At 69.6% G+C, this 15,189-nt stretch carries 14 protein-coding genes; 5 read left to right on the forward strand and 9 right to left on the reverse strand.

The window, feature by feature from the left end; genetic code table 11:
- Positions 1-5: 5 nt before the first annotated feature.
- Positions 6-1,184: an HpcH/HpaI aldolase/citrate lyase family protein gene (locus tag ACF09C_RS30575; protein WP_392096182.1), complete on the reverse strand. Its 1,179-nt coding sequence runs from the start codon at positions 1,182-1,184 to the stop codon at positions 6-8.
- A gap of 201 nt (positions 1,185-1,385) precedes the next feature.
- Between ACF09C_RS30575 and ACF09C_RS30580 the strand changes: the two genes are divergently transcribed.
- Positions 1,386-2,273 (forward strand): TerD family protein, encoded by an 888-nt coding sequence (locus ACF09C_RS30580; RefSeq protein ID WP_392096184.1) that lies wholly within the window; start codon positions 1,386-1,388, stop codon positions 2,271-2,273.
- Between the two features lie 9 nt (positions 2,274-2,282).
- On the opposite strand, the gene ACF09C_RS30585 is transcribed toward ACF09C_RS30580, so the two are convergent.
- The 6 genes from ACF09C_RS30585 to ACF09C_RS30610 form a co-directional block, all read right to left on the reverse strand.
- A complete protein-coding gene (locus ACF09C_RS30585) occupies positions 2,283-3,023 on the reverse strand; it encodes a Tellurium resistance (RefSeq protein ID WP_362422435.1) in 741 nt (246 codons plus the stop codon).
- A gap of 96 nt (positions 3,024-3,119) precedes the next feature.
- On the reverse strand, positions 3,120-4,262 hold the full coding sequence (locus ACF09C_RS30590; RefSeq protein ID WP_392096186.1) for a DUF475 domain-containing protein: 1,143 nt from the start codon (positions 4,260-4,262) through the stop codon (positions 3,120-3,122).
- 30 nt (positions 4,263-4,292) lie between these two features.
- Entirely contained in the window at positions 4,293-4,868 is a 576-nt protein-coding gene (locus ACF09C_RS30595; RefSeq protein WP_362422546.1) for a TerD family protein, read from the reverse strand.
- A 163-nt stretch (positions 4,869-5,031) separates the two neighbouring features.
- Complete coding sequence (locus ACF09C_RS30600) at positions 5,032-5,607, reverse strand: TerD family protein (RefSeq protein ID WP_158986948.1); 576 nt, start codon at positions 5,605-5,607, stop codon at positions 5,032-5,034.
- A gap of 150 nt (positions 5,608-5,757) precedes the next feature.
- Complete coding sequence (locus tag ACF09C_RS30605) at positions 5,758-6,216, reverse strand: peroxiredoxin (protein ID WP_392096187.1); 459 nt, start codon at positions 6,214-6,216, stop codon at positions 5,758-5,760.
- Between the two features lie 122 nt (positions 6,217-6,338).
- On the reverse strand, positions 6,339-6,761 hold the full coding sequence (locus ACF09C_RS30610) for a DUF3052 domain-containing protein (protein ID WP_392096189.1): 423 nt from the start codon (positions 6,759-6,761) through the stop codon (positions 6,339-6,341).
- Between the two features lie 410 nt (positions 6,762-7,171).
- On the opposite strand from ACF09C_RS30610, the gene aceE reads away from it, so the two are divergent.
- Both aceE and ACF09C_RS30620 read left to right on the forward strand, forming a co-directional pair.
- Complete coding sequence (aceE, locus tag ACF09C_RS30615) at positions 7,172-9,904, forward strand: pyruvate dehydrogenase (acetyl-transferring), homodimeric type (protein WP_392096191.1); 2,733 nt, start codon at positions 7,172-7,174, stop codon at positions 9,902-9,904.
- Between the two features lie 66 nt (positions 9,905-9,970).
- A complete protein-coding gene (locus ACF09C_RS30620) occupies positions 9,971-10,762 on the forward strand; it encodes a potassium channel family protein (protein ID WP_392096193.1) in 792 nt (263 codons plus the stop codon).
- Here the strand turns inward: ACF09C_RS30620 and ACF09C_RS30625 are convergent.
- Positions 10,743-11,144 (reverse strand): peptidase inhibitor family I36 protein, encoded by a 402-nt coding sequence (locus ACF09C_RS30625; RefSeq protein ID WP_392096195.1) that lies wholly within the window; start codon positions 11,142-11,144, stop codon positions 10,743-10,745. The genes ACF09C_RS30620 and ACF09C_RS30625 overlap by 20 nt on opposite strands.
- Positions 11,145-11,297: 153 nt before the next feature.
- Positions 11,298-12,791 (reverse strand): MFS transporter, encoded by a 1,494-nt coding sequence (locus ACF09C_RS30630; protein WP_392096539.1) that lies wholly within the window; start codon positions 12,789-12,791, stop codon positions 11,298-11,300.
- A 255-nt stretch (positions 12,792-13,046) separates the two neighbouring features.
- Between ACF09C_RS30630 and ACF09C_RS30635 the strand changes: the two genes are divergently transcribed.
- On the forward strand, positions 13,047-13,676 hold the full coding sequence (locus tag ACF09C_RS30635; RefSeq protein ID WP_392096197.1) for a TetR family transcriptional regulator: 630 nt from the start codon (positions 13,047-13,049) through the stop codon (positions 13,674-13,676).
- A 230-nt stretch (positions 13,677-13,906) separates the two neighbouring features.
- A complete protein-coding gene (locus ACF09C_RS30640; RefSeq protein ID WP_392096199.1) occupies positions 13,907-15,118 on the forward strand; it encodes an alpha/beta hydrolase in 1,212 nt (403 codons plus the stop codon).
- Positions 15,119-15,189 lie beyond the last annotated feature (71 nt).

The raw sequence follows: 15,189 nt of genomic DNA on the forward strand, positions 1-15,189 counted from the left end.
TTCCGTCAGCCGGCCAGGCCGGCGGTGAGCAGATCGACGAAGCCGACGTGCTCATGGGCGACGCCGAAGACCTCGGCGCGCATGAGGGTCCGTTCGGCCCACGCGCGATGCGGCTTCACCTCGTTCATCTTGTTCGTGTACGCGGAGCGCATCACTCCGCCCCCGCCGCGTTCGGGGCGCAGGATGTCCTGCGCGTCGCTCCACTCCTCGTGGCTGACCACGGAGAGTGCGTGCACCGGCACCACATGGGTGGGGTGGATGCAGGTCTTGCCGAGCAGGCCGTTGGCCCGGTCGAGTTCGATCTCGCGCAGCAGCCCGTCGAGGTCGTGCTCGATGAGCGCGGTGCGCAGGTCCTCGGCGCGGCCCTCGAGGAAGGGGCTGCGGCGCAGCTGGGGCTTGAACATCCGCTCGCCAAGTCGGAAGTACTCCCAGACGGGTCCGGTGATGGTGAAGCCGGTGCCGTCGGAGCGGCCGAGGACGTTGACGACGTCGGCGATGACATGGGCGACGAGCTGCACGTCGTAGGCCGTCATGTCGGGCGAGCGGCGGAGCCCGTACGCGGAGCAGAAGTCGGTGACGCCGAGGCGCAGCGCGAGGACCCGGTGACGGTACTTGTCGACGGTGGCGGCGATGCCGGCGAGGGTCTCGGCGCGGGTCTCCAGGTGGAGCAGCTCGGGCGACTCCAGGACGGGCATGGCGAAGAGTCTTCTGCCGCTGGACCGCTCGGCGGTGGTGAGGGCCTCCAGGAAGGCCCGGCCGCGGGTCTCGGTGAACTTGGGCAGTACGAATCCGGACAGGAGACGGACGGTGTCTCCGAGGCGCCTGACCAGATCGGTGATCTGGTGGGGCTCGCGGACCCGGATGAAGAGCAGGGGCGTGTCGGGTCCGGTGCCGTCCGCCTCGGCGCGGGCGAGCTCGGCGAACTGGTGGACCAGGTTGCTCTCGGCGGCCTCCACGTCGGCGTCGGCGATGGAGTCCTCCAGGCACAGCACCATGGAGACGACCCCGCGCGCGGCCTGTTTGCGCACGTCGTCGGCGAGGCGCGGGCGGGTCGCCGGGCTGTAGAGGGTGGCTCCCAGGGCCACGGCGAGCGTGCCGGCGGGAGAGTCCGCCGTGAACTCGGCGGGCTCCTGGTGGAAGAGTCCGGCCCGTGCGGAGGCCGGGATGTGCCCGAAATGACGCATATGAATCCCCCGACTGCTCCTGCGGGCCCTGACAACACGTGGCCGGTAATAGTACGTAGGTGCGGGTGTCCTTAGTTCCCCGCGTGTATGAAATCCAGGTAACTCGTCCGCATCCGTAATATGCCTCGCGCTGCCCGATATCGCGCGACGCGCGGTTCCGCACCGCCCCCGCGTTGTCCGGCGGGCAGGCGGGAAGGCAGGATGACGGTCATGACGCACGCGATGCTGAAGGGCTCCAACGTCCCTCTCGACACCGCGGCCGTACGGGCCGTGCTCCGCTGGACCCCGGGCCCCGGGGTCCCCGACGTGGACGCCTCGGCGCTGCTGCTCGGCGCCGACGGGCGCGTGCGCTCCGACGAGGACTTCGTCTTCTACAACCAGCCGCGCCATCCCTCGGGCCTGGTGCGGCGGCTGCCGAAGAAGCGGGTGGCCGAAGGGCTCACGGACACCGTGGAGGCCGAGCTGGGCGGGCTCGACCGGTCGGTCGACCAGGTGGTGATCGCGGCCTCCTCGGACGGCGACACCTTCCGGCGCGTCTCCGACCTGCGGATTCTGCTCTACGACGCGACCGCCGCGGACCGGGAGCCGCTGGCCCTGTTCGATGTGAAGGCGGAGACGGGCGAGGAGACCGCCATCATCTGCGGCGAGCTGTACCGGCGCGGGGACGGTTGGAAGTTCCGCGCGGTCGGCCAGGGCTATCCGACCGGGCTCGTCGGCCTCGCCACCGACTTCGGCATCTCCGTCGACGAGGGCACGGAGGAGGCGTCCGGGGCCGGTACGGCGCCGGACTCCGGCTCCGCCCCGGCGCGGGGTCAGGATCCGGCCACGCCCGTCGACCTCGACGCGACGGTCGTCCAGGCGCCCGGGGCCGGCGCCGGAGCCGTGCCTTCCGCGCCCCCCGTACCGGTGTCCGTGCCGCCGCAGCCGACCACTCCCCCGGTCTCCGCGCCGCCCGGCTACGGCTATCCGCAGCCGGTCACGGGCGACCGCCCGGGGTACGGCTATCCGCAGCCGGCCGCTGCCGCCGCGCACGCCCCGGACCCGAACTTCCGGCTGCCGCCGATGGGCCCCCAGTTCATCCGCCCCTGACACCGGCGGTCAGGCCTTGGTCTTGTAGCCGCGCCCCCACTGCAGACCCCAGCCGTACAGCCGGTCCAGCTCGGCCTGGAAGCCGTACACGAACTTCACCTCGCGGCGGACGATCAGCTCGTCCTTGACCTTCTCGACGCTGAAGACGGCGCAGGAGCGGGCCTGTGGGGCGCGCTCGTCGAGTTCGATCTCGATCCGCGGCCCGTTGCTCGGGTAGAGCGTCACCTTGGCGTGGGTGCGGTCGAAGGCCGGGGTCTGGTCGTAGATGTAGACGAAGAAGAGCAGCCGCTTGATCTCGTCGCGGTGGTCGAGGTTGACGAAGATCGTCTCGCCGGACGAGCCGCCGAACCGGTCGTCGCCGCTCAGGTTCACGTACGGCGCGGCGTTCAGCGATCCGAAGAAGCCGCCGAGCGGCTGGACGACGCCCTTGCTGCCGTCGGCCAGCTCGTACAGGCAGCCGAGGTCCAGGTCGACGTTGACCATGCTCTGGGTGTGCGCCTGGACGACCTCGGGCTTGAAGAGCTTCGAGGGGTGCCGCAGCAGCCGGCCGCTCTGCCGGGAGCGGCCCTCGATGTCGGAGGTGCGCATCCGCCAGGAGAGGTTGACGCGCAGATTGCCGGTGGCGGCCCCCTGCTGGGTGAGGGAGACCGTCGGGCGGCGCTTGGTCAGGTCGATGGAGTTGCTGGCGGCGCTGCCCGAATCGAACTGCGCCCACGCCCTCCCCGGAAACAGGCCGTCCCAGAAGCCCATGCGCCCCCACCCCCCACTCGAAACCCGGTCATACGCGGCGGGGCGGCCGGGTGCACCGGCCGCCCCGCAGTGAAGCGTTCCTCATTGCCCGGGGTGTCACACCCCGGAGGACACCTCGGTCTTGCCCGGGGAGTCAGCGTTTCCCTCGGCCGCCGCCAGGGCCCTGTTGCGGCGGACGGAGGACCAGAAGGACCAGCCGATGAGGGCGACACCGATGAGGCCGGTGACGAGCTCGGGGATCTGGTACCGGATGCTGACCATGAGGATCATGGCGAGGGCACCGATGGCGTAGTGGGCGCCGTGCTCCAGGTAGACGTAGTCGTCGAGGGTGCCCTGGCGGACCAGGTAGACCGTCAGCGAACGGACGTACATGGCACCGACGCCGAGGCCGAGGGCCATCAGGACGATGTCGTTGGTGATGGCGAAGGCGCCGATGACACCGTCGAAGGAGAACGACGCGTCGAGGACCTCGAGGTAGAGGAACATGAAGAAGGCGGCCTTGCCGGCCAGCTGTACGGCGGAGACCTTCTTGCCCTCGCGCTTGGCCTCTTCCTCGGCCTCGTGCTCGCGCTCCTCTTCCTCCTCCAGCTTGTTCTCGAAGAAGCCGGAGAGACCGCCGACGATCAGGTACGTGATGAGGCCGAGGACGCCCGAGAGCAGGACGGTCGACGTCTTGTCGGCGTGCCCGGCGTGCTGGTGGGCCTCGGGCGCGAAGGCCATGGCGCTGATCGCCAGGACGATCAGGGCGATGCAGACCGAGAGCATGTCGATCTTGCCGAGCTTGGCCAGCGGCCGCTCCAGCCAGCCGAGCCACTTGATGTCACGGTCCTCGAAGATGAAGTCGAGGAAGATCATCAGCAGGAACATTCCGCCGAAGGCCGCGATCGACGGGTGCGCGTCGGTCACGAGCTGCTCGTAGCGCTCGGCGTCGTTGAACGCGAGATCGACGGCCTCGATGGGGCCGATCTTGGCGCTGATCGCGACGATGACGACGGGGAAGACCAGCCGCATGCCGAAGACGGCGATCAGAATGCCGATCGTGAGGAAGATCTTCTGCCAGAAGGCATTCATCTTCTTCAGGATTCCGGCGTTGACCACCGCGTTGTCGAAGGACAGCGAGATCTCGAGGACGCACAGGATCGCGACGATCCCGAACGCTTCCCACCCCCCGTAGAGCACCGCTGCGACCAGACCGAGCGCCGTGATGGCGAACGACCAGCCGAAGGTTTTCAGTACCACTGTCTACCCCATCGTCTTAAGTACGCGGCTTTACGAAACGTTGACCCCGAAGTCTAGAGCGATGCCCCGGAGGCCGGACGCGTACCCCTGCCCCACCGCCCTGAACTTCCATTCGCCGCCGTACCGGTACAGCTCGCCGAAGATCATCGCGGTCTCGGTGGAGGCGTCCTCGGAGAGGTCGTAGCGGGCGAGTTCCTGGCCGTCCGCGCGGTTCACGACGCGAATGAAGGCATTGCTGACCTGGCCGAAGGTCTGGCCGCGGTTGTCGGCGTCGTGAATGGAGACCGGGAAGACGATCTTGTCGCAGTGGGCCGGGACCTTGACCAGGTCCACGATGAGCGACTCGTCGTCGCCGTCACCCTCGCCGGTGAGGTTGTCACCGGTGTGTTCGACGGAGCCCTCGGGGCTCTTGAGGTTGTTGTAGAAGACGAAGAACTCGTCTCCGATCACCCGGCCCGACTGGCACAGCAGGGCGCTGGCGTCGAGGTCGAAGGGTGCTCCCGTGGTGGAGCGCGCGTCCCAGCCGAGGCCCACCAGCACCTGGGTGAGGTTGGGTGCGGCCTTGGAGAGGGAGACATTGCCTCCCTTGGCGAGCGTGACGCCCATGTGTGTGTCCTCCCCGGTAAAGCTGCGGTGGTCCCGCCGATGGTCCTGCTCGTGGTCCTACTGGTGCCGCTCTTGGTCCTGCTGGTGCCGCTCTTGGTCCTGCTCGTGAGGCACGTCCGGCGCCGCACGGGGTGCGGCGCCGGACGTTTCAGTACTGCGCGACTCAGACGTTGACGCCGAAGTCGGCGGCGATGCCGCGCAGGCCCGAGGCGTAGCCCTGGCCGACCGCGCGGAACTTCCACTCGTCGCCGTTGCGGTACAGCTCGCCGAAGACCATGGCGGTCTCGGTCGAGGCGTCCTCGGAGAGGTCGTACCGGGCGATCTCGGCGCCGCCGGCCTGGTTCACGACGCGGATGAACGCGTTGCGGACCTGACCGAAGGACTGCTGGCGGTTCTCGGCATCGTAGATCGAGACCGGGAAGACGATCTTGGCGACATCGGCGGGCACCGTGGCCAGGCTGACCTTGACCTGCTCGTCGTCACCCTCGCCCTCGCCGGTGAGGTTGTCACCGGTGTGCTCGACCGAGCCGTCGGCGCTCTTCAGGTTGTTGAAGAACACGAAGTCCTGGTCGTTGCGGACCTTGCCCTCCGCGCTGACCAGAATGGCGCTGGCGTCGAGGTCGAAGTCCGTACCGGTGGTGGTGCGGACGTCCCAGCCCAGACCGACGGTGACGGCGGTCAGGCCAGGGGCCTCCTTGGTCAGCGAGACGTTGCCGCCCTTGCTGAGGCTGACTCCCACGAGTCCCTCCATGTGGTTTCCAGGGGCAGCGCCCCCGTCGTGCGTTGGCATTCGGATCAACGAGTGGATCCTAGTGACGGGTTCCCGGGCTGGACAGACGATTCGCCCCGGTTCCCAGAGAGTGTCGGGTTCCGCGAGAGTGTCGGGCTCTCAGAGAGCGTCGAGCGCCTTGACGTAGTCGTCGATGTCGCGGGCGTCCGGGAGGTCGTTGACGACGCTCCACCGGACGACACCCTCCTTGTCGATGATGAAGGTGCCTCGGACGGCGCAGCCCTTTTCCTCGTCGAAGACGCCGTAGGCGCGGGAGGCCTCGCCGTGCTGCCAGAAGTCGGAGAGCAGCGGGTACTCCAGGGCCTCCTGCTCGGCGAAGACGCGCAGGGTGTGGATCGAGTCGGTGGAGACGGCGAGGAGCTGGGTGTCGTCGTTGACGAACTGGGGCTGGTTGTCGCGCAGCTCGCCCAGCTCGCCGGCGCAGACGCCGGTGAAGGCGAACGGGTAGAAGAGCAGGACCACGTTCTTCTCGCCGCGGAAGTCGGACAGGCGCACGGTACGGCCGTGGTTGTCCTTGAGCTCGAACTCCGGGGCCTTGGTCCCGACCTCGATCGCCATGACGGACGATTCCCTTCCCTGGGCCGAATCAGTGATCCCACCCTACGGCCCCCGAGGTGAGCGGCCCGACGCACGGAGCCCCCGCCGAACGGGTCGGCGGGGGCTCCGGTGCAGCGTGGGGATCAGCGCTTCGGGGCGGCCAGGCGGGTGCCCGACCAGTCCTTCGCGACGCTGATGCTCTTGGTCTGGGAGAGACCAGCAGTCTGCGCGGCATCTTGAATGTCGCTCGGCTCGACGTAGCCGTCGCGGCCGGTCTTCGGCGTCAGCAGCCAGATGTTGCCGCCGTCGTCCAGGAAGCCGATGGCGTCCACCAGGGCGTCGGTGAGGTCTCCGTCCTCGTCGCGGAACCAGAGGAGGACGGCGTCGGCGACGTCGTCGTAGTCCTCGTCCACGAGATCCTGACCGATGGTGGACTCGATGCCTTCACGGAGATCCTGGTCGACGTCTTCGTCGTAACCGATCTCCTGGACCACCTGTCCGGGCTCGAACCCCAGCCTCGCTGCCGGGTTGGTCCGCTCCTCCGCGTGGTCCGCGGTCGCGCTCACGGCTTGCCTCCTGATCATGTATCGGAAAATGCTTCGGCCACGCGCGTACGCGCGGCACTGGCCGTAGTCCACACGGGCGGGGCGGATCGCGCAAGTACCCGGCCGCCGAGACCGCCGAAACGGTGACGTTTGGGGCCGTCTCGCCGCATCTTCCGGGCCGGTTCCACTCCGCTCCGTGACATATGGCACACGCTTCGTCCTGCTTTGTCGACTTCTGCGGCTTCAGTCTGCCGAACGTTCTGACGAAACGCATGCGCGGGTTGGGCGTAAGGTTGCGATTTGACCCGACCAGGCGCCCCACGGGGGTTACCCCTCGGTAGAGATGACGTTTGACTCCGACGGGGTACACGATGGACATCCCGGCCGGCGTCCCGGCCTCCGTGGGCTCCACCGAACAGCGAAGGAACAGCGTGGCTTCCGGATCCGATCGCAACCCGATCATCATTGGCGGCCTTCCCAGCCAGGTCCCGGACTTCGATCCCGAAGAGACCCAGGAATGGCTCGACTCCCTCGACGCCGCCGTCGACGAGCGGGGCCGCGAGCGGGCCCGCTATCTGATGCTCCGGCTCATCGAACGCGCCCGCGAGAAGCGTGTCGCCGTGCCGGAGATGCGCAGCACGGACTACGTCAACACCATCGCGACCAGGGACGAGCCGTTCTTCCCCGGCAACGAGGAGATCGAGCGCAAGGTCCTCAACGCGACCCGCTGGAACGCGGCGGTGATGGTCTCGCGCGCCCAGCGCCCGGGCATCGGGGTCGGCGGCCACATCGCCACCTTCGCCTCCTCCGCCTCGCTGTACGACGTCGGCTTCAACCACTTCTTCCGGGGCAAGGACGAGGGCGACGGCGGCGACCAGATCTTCTTCCAGGGCCACGCCTCGCCCGGCATCTACGCCCGCGCCTATCTCCTCGACCGGCTCGGCGAGACGCAGCTCGACGCGTTCCGCCAGGAGAAGTCGAAGTTCCCCGACGGCCTGTCCTCGTATCCGCACCCGCGGCTCATGCCGAACTTCTGGGAGTTCCCGACCGTCTCGATGGGCCTCGGCCCGCTCGGCGCCATCTACCAGGCCCGGATGAACCGCTACATGGAGGCGCGCGGCATCGCCGACACCTCCAAGTCGCACGTCTGGGCGTTCCTCGGCGACGGCGAGATGGACGAGCCCGAGTCGCTCGGCCAGCTGTCCATCGCCGCCCGCGAGGGCCTGGACAACCTGACCTTCGTCGTCAACTGCAACCTCCAGCGCCTCGACGGCCCGGTGCGCGGCAACGGCAAGATCATCCAGGAGCTCGAGTCGCAGTTCCGCGGCGCCGGCTGGAACGTGATCAAGCTGATCTGGGACCGCTCCTGGGACCCGCTGCTGGCCCAGGACCGCGACGGCATCCTGGTCAACAAGCTGAACACCACGCCCGACGGCCAGTTCCAGACGTACGCCACGGAGACCGGCGCGTACATCCGCGACCACTTCTTCGGCGACGACCAGCGGCTGCGCTCGATGGTCGAGTCCATGACGGACCAGCAGATCCTGCACCTGGGCCGCGGCGGTCACGACCACAAGAAGATCTACGCGGCCTTCGCGGCGGCCAAGGCGCACAAGGGTCAGCCGACCGTCGTCCTGGCGCAGACCGTCAAGGGCTGGACGCTCGGCCCGAACTTCGAGGGCCGCAACGCGACCCACCAGATGAAGAAGCTGACGGTCGACGACCTGAAGCGCTTCCGCGACCGGCTGCACATCCCCATCACGGACGCGCAGTTGGAGAGCGGCCTGCCGCCGTACTACCACCCGGGCCGGAACTCCGAGGAGATCCAGTACATGCACGACCGCCGCAAGGCGCTCGGCGGGTACGTCCCGACGCGTGTGGTGCGCGCCAAGCCGCTGGTCCTCCCCGAGGAGAAGACCTACGCCCCGGTGAAGAAGGGCTCCGGCCAGCAGTCGATCGCCACCACCATGGCCTTCGTCCGGCTGCTCAAGGACCTGATGCGGGACAAGGAGATCGGCAAGCGGTTCGTGCTGATCGCCCCCGACGAGTACCGCACGTTCGGCATGGACTCGTTCTTCCCGAGCGCCAAGATCTACAACCCGCTCGGCCAGCAGTACGAGGCCGTGGACCGCGAACTGCTCCTGGCGTACAAGGAGTCCCCGACCGGCCAGATGCTGCACGACGGCATCTCCGAGGCCGGCTGCACGGCCTCGCTGATCGCCGCCGGTTCGGCGTACGCCACGCACGGCGAGCCGCTGATCCCGGTCTATGTCTTCTACTCGATGTTCGGTTTCCAGCGGACCGGCGACCAGTTCTGGCAGATGGCCGACCAGCTCGCGCGCGGCTTCGTGCTCGGCGCCACCGCGGGACGTACGACGCTGACCGGTGAGGGCCTCCAGCACGCGGACGGCCACTCGCACCTGCTCGCCTCGACGAACCCGGGCTGTGTCGCCTACGACCCGGCGTTCGGCTTCGAGATCGCGCACATCGTCCAGGACGGCCTGAAGAGGATGTACGGCCCCGACGCCGAGGACGTCTTCTACTACCTGACCGTCTACAACGAGCCGATCCAGCACCCGGCCGAGCCCGAGAACGTGGACGCCGAGGGCATCCTCAAGGGCATCCACCGCTACAAGGCGGGCGAGGCCGGCGCGATCCCCGCGCAGATCATGGCCTCCGGTGTCGCCGTGCCGTGGGCGGTGGAGGCGCAGCGGATCCTCGCCGAGGAGTGGAACGTCCGCGCCGACGTCTGGTCGGCCACGTCCTGGAACGAGCTGCGCCGCGAGGCCGTGGAGGTCGACCGGCACAACCTGCTCCACCCGGAGGAGGAGCAGCAGGTCCCGTACGTGACGCGCAAGCTGTCCTCGGCGCAGGGCCCGTTCGTGGCGGTCTCCGACTGGATGCGCTCGGTCCCGGACCAGATCTCCCGCTGGGTGCCGGGCACGTACACCTCGCTCGGCGCGGACGGCTTCGGCTTCGCGGACACCCGGGGTGCGGCCCGCCGCTTCTTCCACATCGACGCCCAGTCGATCGTGCTCGCGGTCCTCACCGAGCTGGCCCGCGAGGGCAAGGTCGACCGGTCGGCCCTCAAGCAGGCCATCGACCGCTACCAGCTGCTCGACGTCGCGGCCGCCGACCCGGGCGCGGCGGGCGGCGACGCCTGACGGCGTACGCACGTGGTGCGGGTGCGGGGGCATGTGCGCCCCCGCACCCCCCATACGATTCCCGGCATGAAGGAAAGCTGGGAGAAGCGCACCCAGACGCCACTGCTGATCCTGGCAGTGGCGTTCGGCATTGCCTACGCCGTACCGATCGTGGCGCCGGACGCCACCCCCTGGATCCACGAGTTCTGTCTGGCCGTGGAGTGGGTGGTGTGGGGTGCGTTCGCGCTCGACTACGCCGTCCGGCTGGCACTGGCTCCCAGCAAGCGGCACTTCGTCCGCCACCACCCGCTGGACCTGCTGGCCGTCCTGCTGCCCCTGGTGCAGCCGCTGCGGCTGCTGCGCCTGGTCTCGACACTCCTCCTCGTGGGCCGGCGGGCCCGGATGGCCCCGCAGATCACGCTCACCACCTATGTGGCGGGCGCGGTGGTCGGGTTGATGATGTTCGGTTCGCTGGCCGTGCTCCATGTGGAGCGGTCCGCCCCGGACGGCAACATCAAGACGCTCGGCGACGCGGTCTGGTGGTCCTTCACCACGTTGACGACCGTGGGGTACGGAGACCACGCCCCGACCACGGGACTCGGCCGTGTCCTCGCGGTGGGGCTGATGCTCTCCGGGATCGCCCTGCTCGGTGTGGTGACCGCCAACATCGCCGCCTGGTTCATCTCCCGCTTCGAGCGGGACGACGCCGTCGAGCGCCGGCAGACCGAACTCCTGGAGGCGCTGACCGCGGAGGTGCGGGAGCTGCGCGCCGAGCTGTCCCGTCTCTCCTCCGCCGCCCCCGCGCCGAGCGCCGTGCCCGCCGGAGTGCCGAGCGCCGTGCCCCCGCAGGGGGAGCTTCCTAGCGCTCCCAGATCTTGAAGGCTCTGACCTCGTACGGACTTTGGGGCACCCAGGTCCCGCGCCCCGGATAGGTCTCGAACTCGCCCGTCTCCGCGCACTCCGCCGACTGGTACGTGGTGACCGGCCGCCCCGTCCGGTTGGCGAGGGCCCTGGCGCTCGCGCCGGCCGGAAGGGCGACGCAGCTCTCGATGTCGGTGTCGGCCAGCTCGTGCGTCCACGCCCGGCCCCGGAAGTCCTCCTTGGGCCACAGGCAGAGCTGCCCGGGCCCGCAGACGCCGAGCCCGGGTGCGGCAGCGGTTGCGGCCGGGGCTGCGACTGCCGTAGCCGGGACGGCGGCCAGCAGGGTGGCGGTCAGCGCGGCCAGGCATACGTAGGCCCTGCGTGCGTGCTTCGGTTCCATCTCACAAACCCCCCACGTCGTCACTCTCTGTAATCAGACTCTGACGGACGTCACCCCCTGTTGGGAAGAGGCCAAGGCTTGATTCACCCAGACAGGTGAGAGCCCCGCCGGACAGGTCCGGCGGGGCTCTCACCGCGTACGAGAAACACCAGGTCAGATGTGGGCCGCGCCCGCACCCGCCTCCGCGTTCTCGCCGCGCTTGGTGAGCGTGGCGACCAGGGCCGCGACAACGGCGACGACACCGGCGACGGTGAACGCGAGGCCCATGCCGTCGAGGAAGGTGTCGTGGATGACGCCACCGATGCGGTCGAGCATGTCCGGGGTCATCTGGGGCGCCTTGGCCAGCTCCTGCGGGACCATGCCGAACTCGGCGGCCTCCTCCAGACCCGGCGCGGGAGCGCCCGGGATCCCCGCGGCCGTCCAGTTCTCGGCGAACGCGCTGGACACCTTGGAGGACATGACCGCGCCGAGCACCGCCGTGCCGAGCGCGCCGCCGACCTGCATCGCGGCCTGCTGCAGACCGCCGGCCACACCGGAGAGCTCCAGCGGGGCGTTGCCGACGATGACCTCGGTCGCGCCGACCATGACCGGGGCGAGGCCGAGGCCGAGCAGCGCGAACCAGAGCGACATCGTGAGCGTGCCGGTCTCCGCGGAGAGCGTCATCATGCCGAACATTGCGACGGCAGTGCAGACCATGCCGCCCACCAGCGGGATGCGCGGGCCGAACCGGGTGATCAGCGCGCCGGCGAGCGGCGAGGAGACGATCATCATCGCCGTCAGCGGCAGCAGGTGCAGACCGCTGTCGATCGGGCTCAGGCCCTTGACGCCCTGGAGGTAGAAGGTCACGAAGAACAGGCCGCCCATGAAGGCGAAGGCCATCAGGACCATCAGCACCACACCGGCCGAGAGCGGCACGGAGCGGAACATCGCCAGCGGGATGAGCGGTTCCTTGACCTTCGTCTGCCAGACGGCGAAGACGACGAAGAGCAGGACCGAGGCGGCCAGGCAGCCCACGGTGTTGCCGCTCGCCCAGCCCCACTCGGCGCCGGCCTTGATGAGGCCCCAGACCAGGGACCCCATGGCGCCGGAGAGCAGCACGATGCCGAGGATGTCGAAGGAGCGCGGCGCGTTCTCGGCGCGGTGGTCCTTGAGGATCACCAGGCCGAGGACGAGCGCGAGGACGCCGACCGGCACGTTGATGAAGAAGACGGACTGCCAGCTGACGTGCTCGACGAGGAAGCCGCCGAGGATCGGGCCGCCGGCCGTCGAGGCGCCGATGACCATGCCCCAGATGCCGATGGCCATGTTCAGCTTCTCGGCGGGGAAGGTGGCGCGCAGCAGGCCGAGGGCGGCCGGCATGAGCAGGGCGCCGAAGAGGCCCTGGAGGACGCGGAAGGCGATCACGAGCCCGATCGAGTCCGAGAGGCCGATCGCCCCGGACGCGGCGGCGAAGCCGGCGATGCCGATGAGGAAGGTCTGCCGGTGGCCGAACCGGTCACCGAGCTTGCCGGCCGTGATCAGGGCGACGGCGAGCGCGAGCAGGTAGCCGTTGGTGATCCACTGGAGCTGGTCGAGCGAGGCTCCGAGGTCGGCCTGGATGGCGGGGTTGGCGATCGCGACGATGGTGCCGTCGAGCGCGACCATCATCACGCCGGCGGCGACGCCGAAGAGGGTCAGCCAGGGGTGGCCGCGCAGGCCTTTCGACGGAGCCGGGACGGGGCTCCGGTCACCCCCCTGACCCTGCGGGGCCTTTTCCACGGTGGTCTGACTAGTCATGCGAATCAGGCTAATGTCAGCCGCTGACAATTGACAAAGCAATTCATCCGACAGTAACTGTCACTTAGCTCACAGGTACGCTGAGCAGCGCGAAGCGACGGAAAGTGGCGGAAAGAGGACCAGCCTGTGACGATCTCCGGTCTACGGGAACGGAAGAAGCAGCGCACACGGAACGCGCTGCTCCGAGTGGCCCTGGAGCTGTTCACGACCCAGGGGTACGAGCAGACCACCGTGGACGAGATCGCCGACGCGGTCGAGGTCTCCCAGCGCACGTTCTTCCGCTACTTCACCTCCAAGGAGGAGGTCGCCTTCGCCGTCCAGCAGACGGTCGAGGAGCGCTTCGTCCAGGCGCTGGCGGAACGGCCCCCCGAGGAGGGCCCGCTCGACGCCCTGCGCAACGCGGTGCTCAGCGCCTGGGACAGCATCGGCGAGGCGATCATGGAGGTCGTGCCCGTCGAGCTGTACCTGCGGACCTTCCAGATGATCGAGTCGACCCCGGCCCTGCTCGCCACGCACCTGCGCCGCTCCATGGAGATGGAGGAGGCCGTCGCCCGCCTCGTCGCCGCGCGCGAGGGCGTCGACGTGGACGAGGACCCCCGGCCCCGGATCGTGGTCGCCGCGTTCAGCGGCGTCATGCGGGTGACCGGCCAGCTCTGGGGCCGCGGCACGGACCTGAGTCTGGAGGGCATCCGCGCCCTGACCGAGGACTACATGGACCACCTGGGCCCCGCGCTGGCCCGGGACTGGCGGAGCTGAGCCCCGGCCCCCGGAGGGGCTCCCCACCCGACCTCCGTTCGTATACGAAGCCAGGCCGTGCGCCGTCCCGCAGGGCGTACACGAAGCCAAGCCGTGCGCCGTCCCGTACGGCGTACACGCACCGGGCCGTGCGCCGTCCCGTACGGAACGTCACCGCGGCCCGCCTCGGGGCGTGATCCCCCTCACTCGGCCGCCCGGGCCGCCGCGCCCGTCTCCTAGGGTGTGGCGCAGTGACTTCCTTCGACTCCTCCCCCACGCTCTCCGTCTGGCGCCTGCTGCTCGCGCTCGCCGTGGTCCTCGTGATGCTGGCGACCACCGGCTGGACCACGATCAGCCATCAGCGCGGGCCAGGGGAGTCCCGCGAGGCCGCGCTCGTCTCCTGGGCGCACGGCAGGATCGGCCACCGCGAGCTGCCCGACCCGACGGGCCCCACCCGTACGATCGCCGCCTTCTTCGCCTCGATCGGGCCCTCGCAGGGCGCCTTCCTCGCCGATGCGCACCCCCTCGTCGTCGGCAACCTCGACGGCGCTCCGGTCACGCTCCGCTACCGCGCCAACCGGGTGTCCCTGGAGCGGGCCCTGGACTCCGAGCGGCAGCGGATCGACCACGCCGGGCTGACCCCCGACGGGCGGCGCGAGGCCGTGCGCCGGGCCCACCGGTTCGCCTCGCTCATGGAGCCCGGCCGGCAGATCCTGTCCTTCGACCCGACCGGCGGCGGCCGCATGGCCGAGGTGCTCGGCGATCTGGAGCGGGCGCGGCGGGTCTCGGTGATCGTGCCGGGCGTCGACACCAATCTCCTCACCTTCCAGAGGACCGCCCGCCGGTACTCGGCCCCCGTCGGCATGGCCCAGTCGCTGTACGCGGCCGAGCGCAGGGCCGCGCCCGGGAGCCGTACGGCCGTCATCGCCTGGGCCGACTACACCGCGCCCGTCGGAGTCGGCATCGACGCCGCGATGGGGCGGCTCGCCGAGGCGGGCGCGGTGCGGCTCGTACGCATGACGGACGCGCTGCCCGGTGACGCGCGCGTCAGCCTGTTCTGCCACAGCTACGGCTCCGTGCTGTGCGGGGTCTCCGCCGCGCGCCTGCCCTCCCGGGTGACGGACGTCGTCGTGGCCGGGAGCCCGGGGATGCGGGTGGAGCGCGCCGCCGAACTGTCCACCCGGGCCCGGGTGTGGGCGATGCGGGACGCGGACGACTGGATCGCGGACGTGCCGCACCTCGAGGTCGGCGGGGTCGGGCACGGAGCCGATCCGGTGGAGCCGGAGTTCGGGGCGCGGCTGCTCTCTGCGGCCGGGGCGAACGGCCACACCGGCTACTTCGAGCCGGGCACCGGGAGCCTGGACAACCTCGCGGCCATAGGAGTGGGGTCGTACGGGAGCCTGACCTGCGCGAGCACCGACAGCGCGTGCCGCCGGGGGATCTCCGGCGCGGACGAGGGCTGACCCGCACTGACGAGGCACGATACGGACTGATGTAGTCCACATCCTCTCCGCGCCCGCCGACCGCCGGCGCA

The sequence above is a fragment of the Streptomyces sp. NPDC014870 genome (assembly GCF_043081505.1).
Classification (GTDB): Bacteria; Actinomycetota; Actinomycetes; order Streptomycetales; family Streptomycetaceae; genus Streptomyces.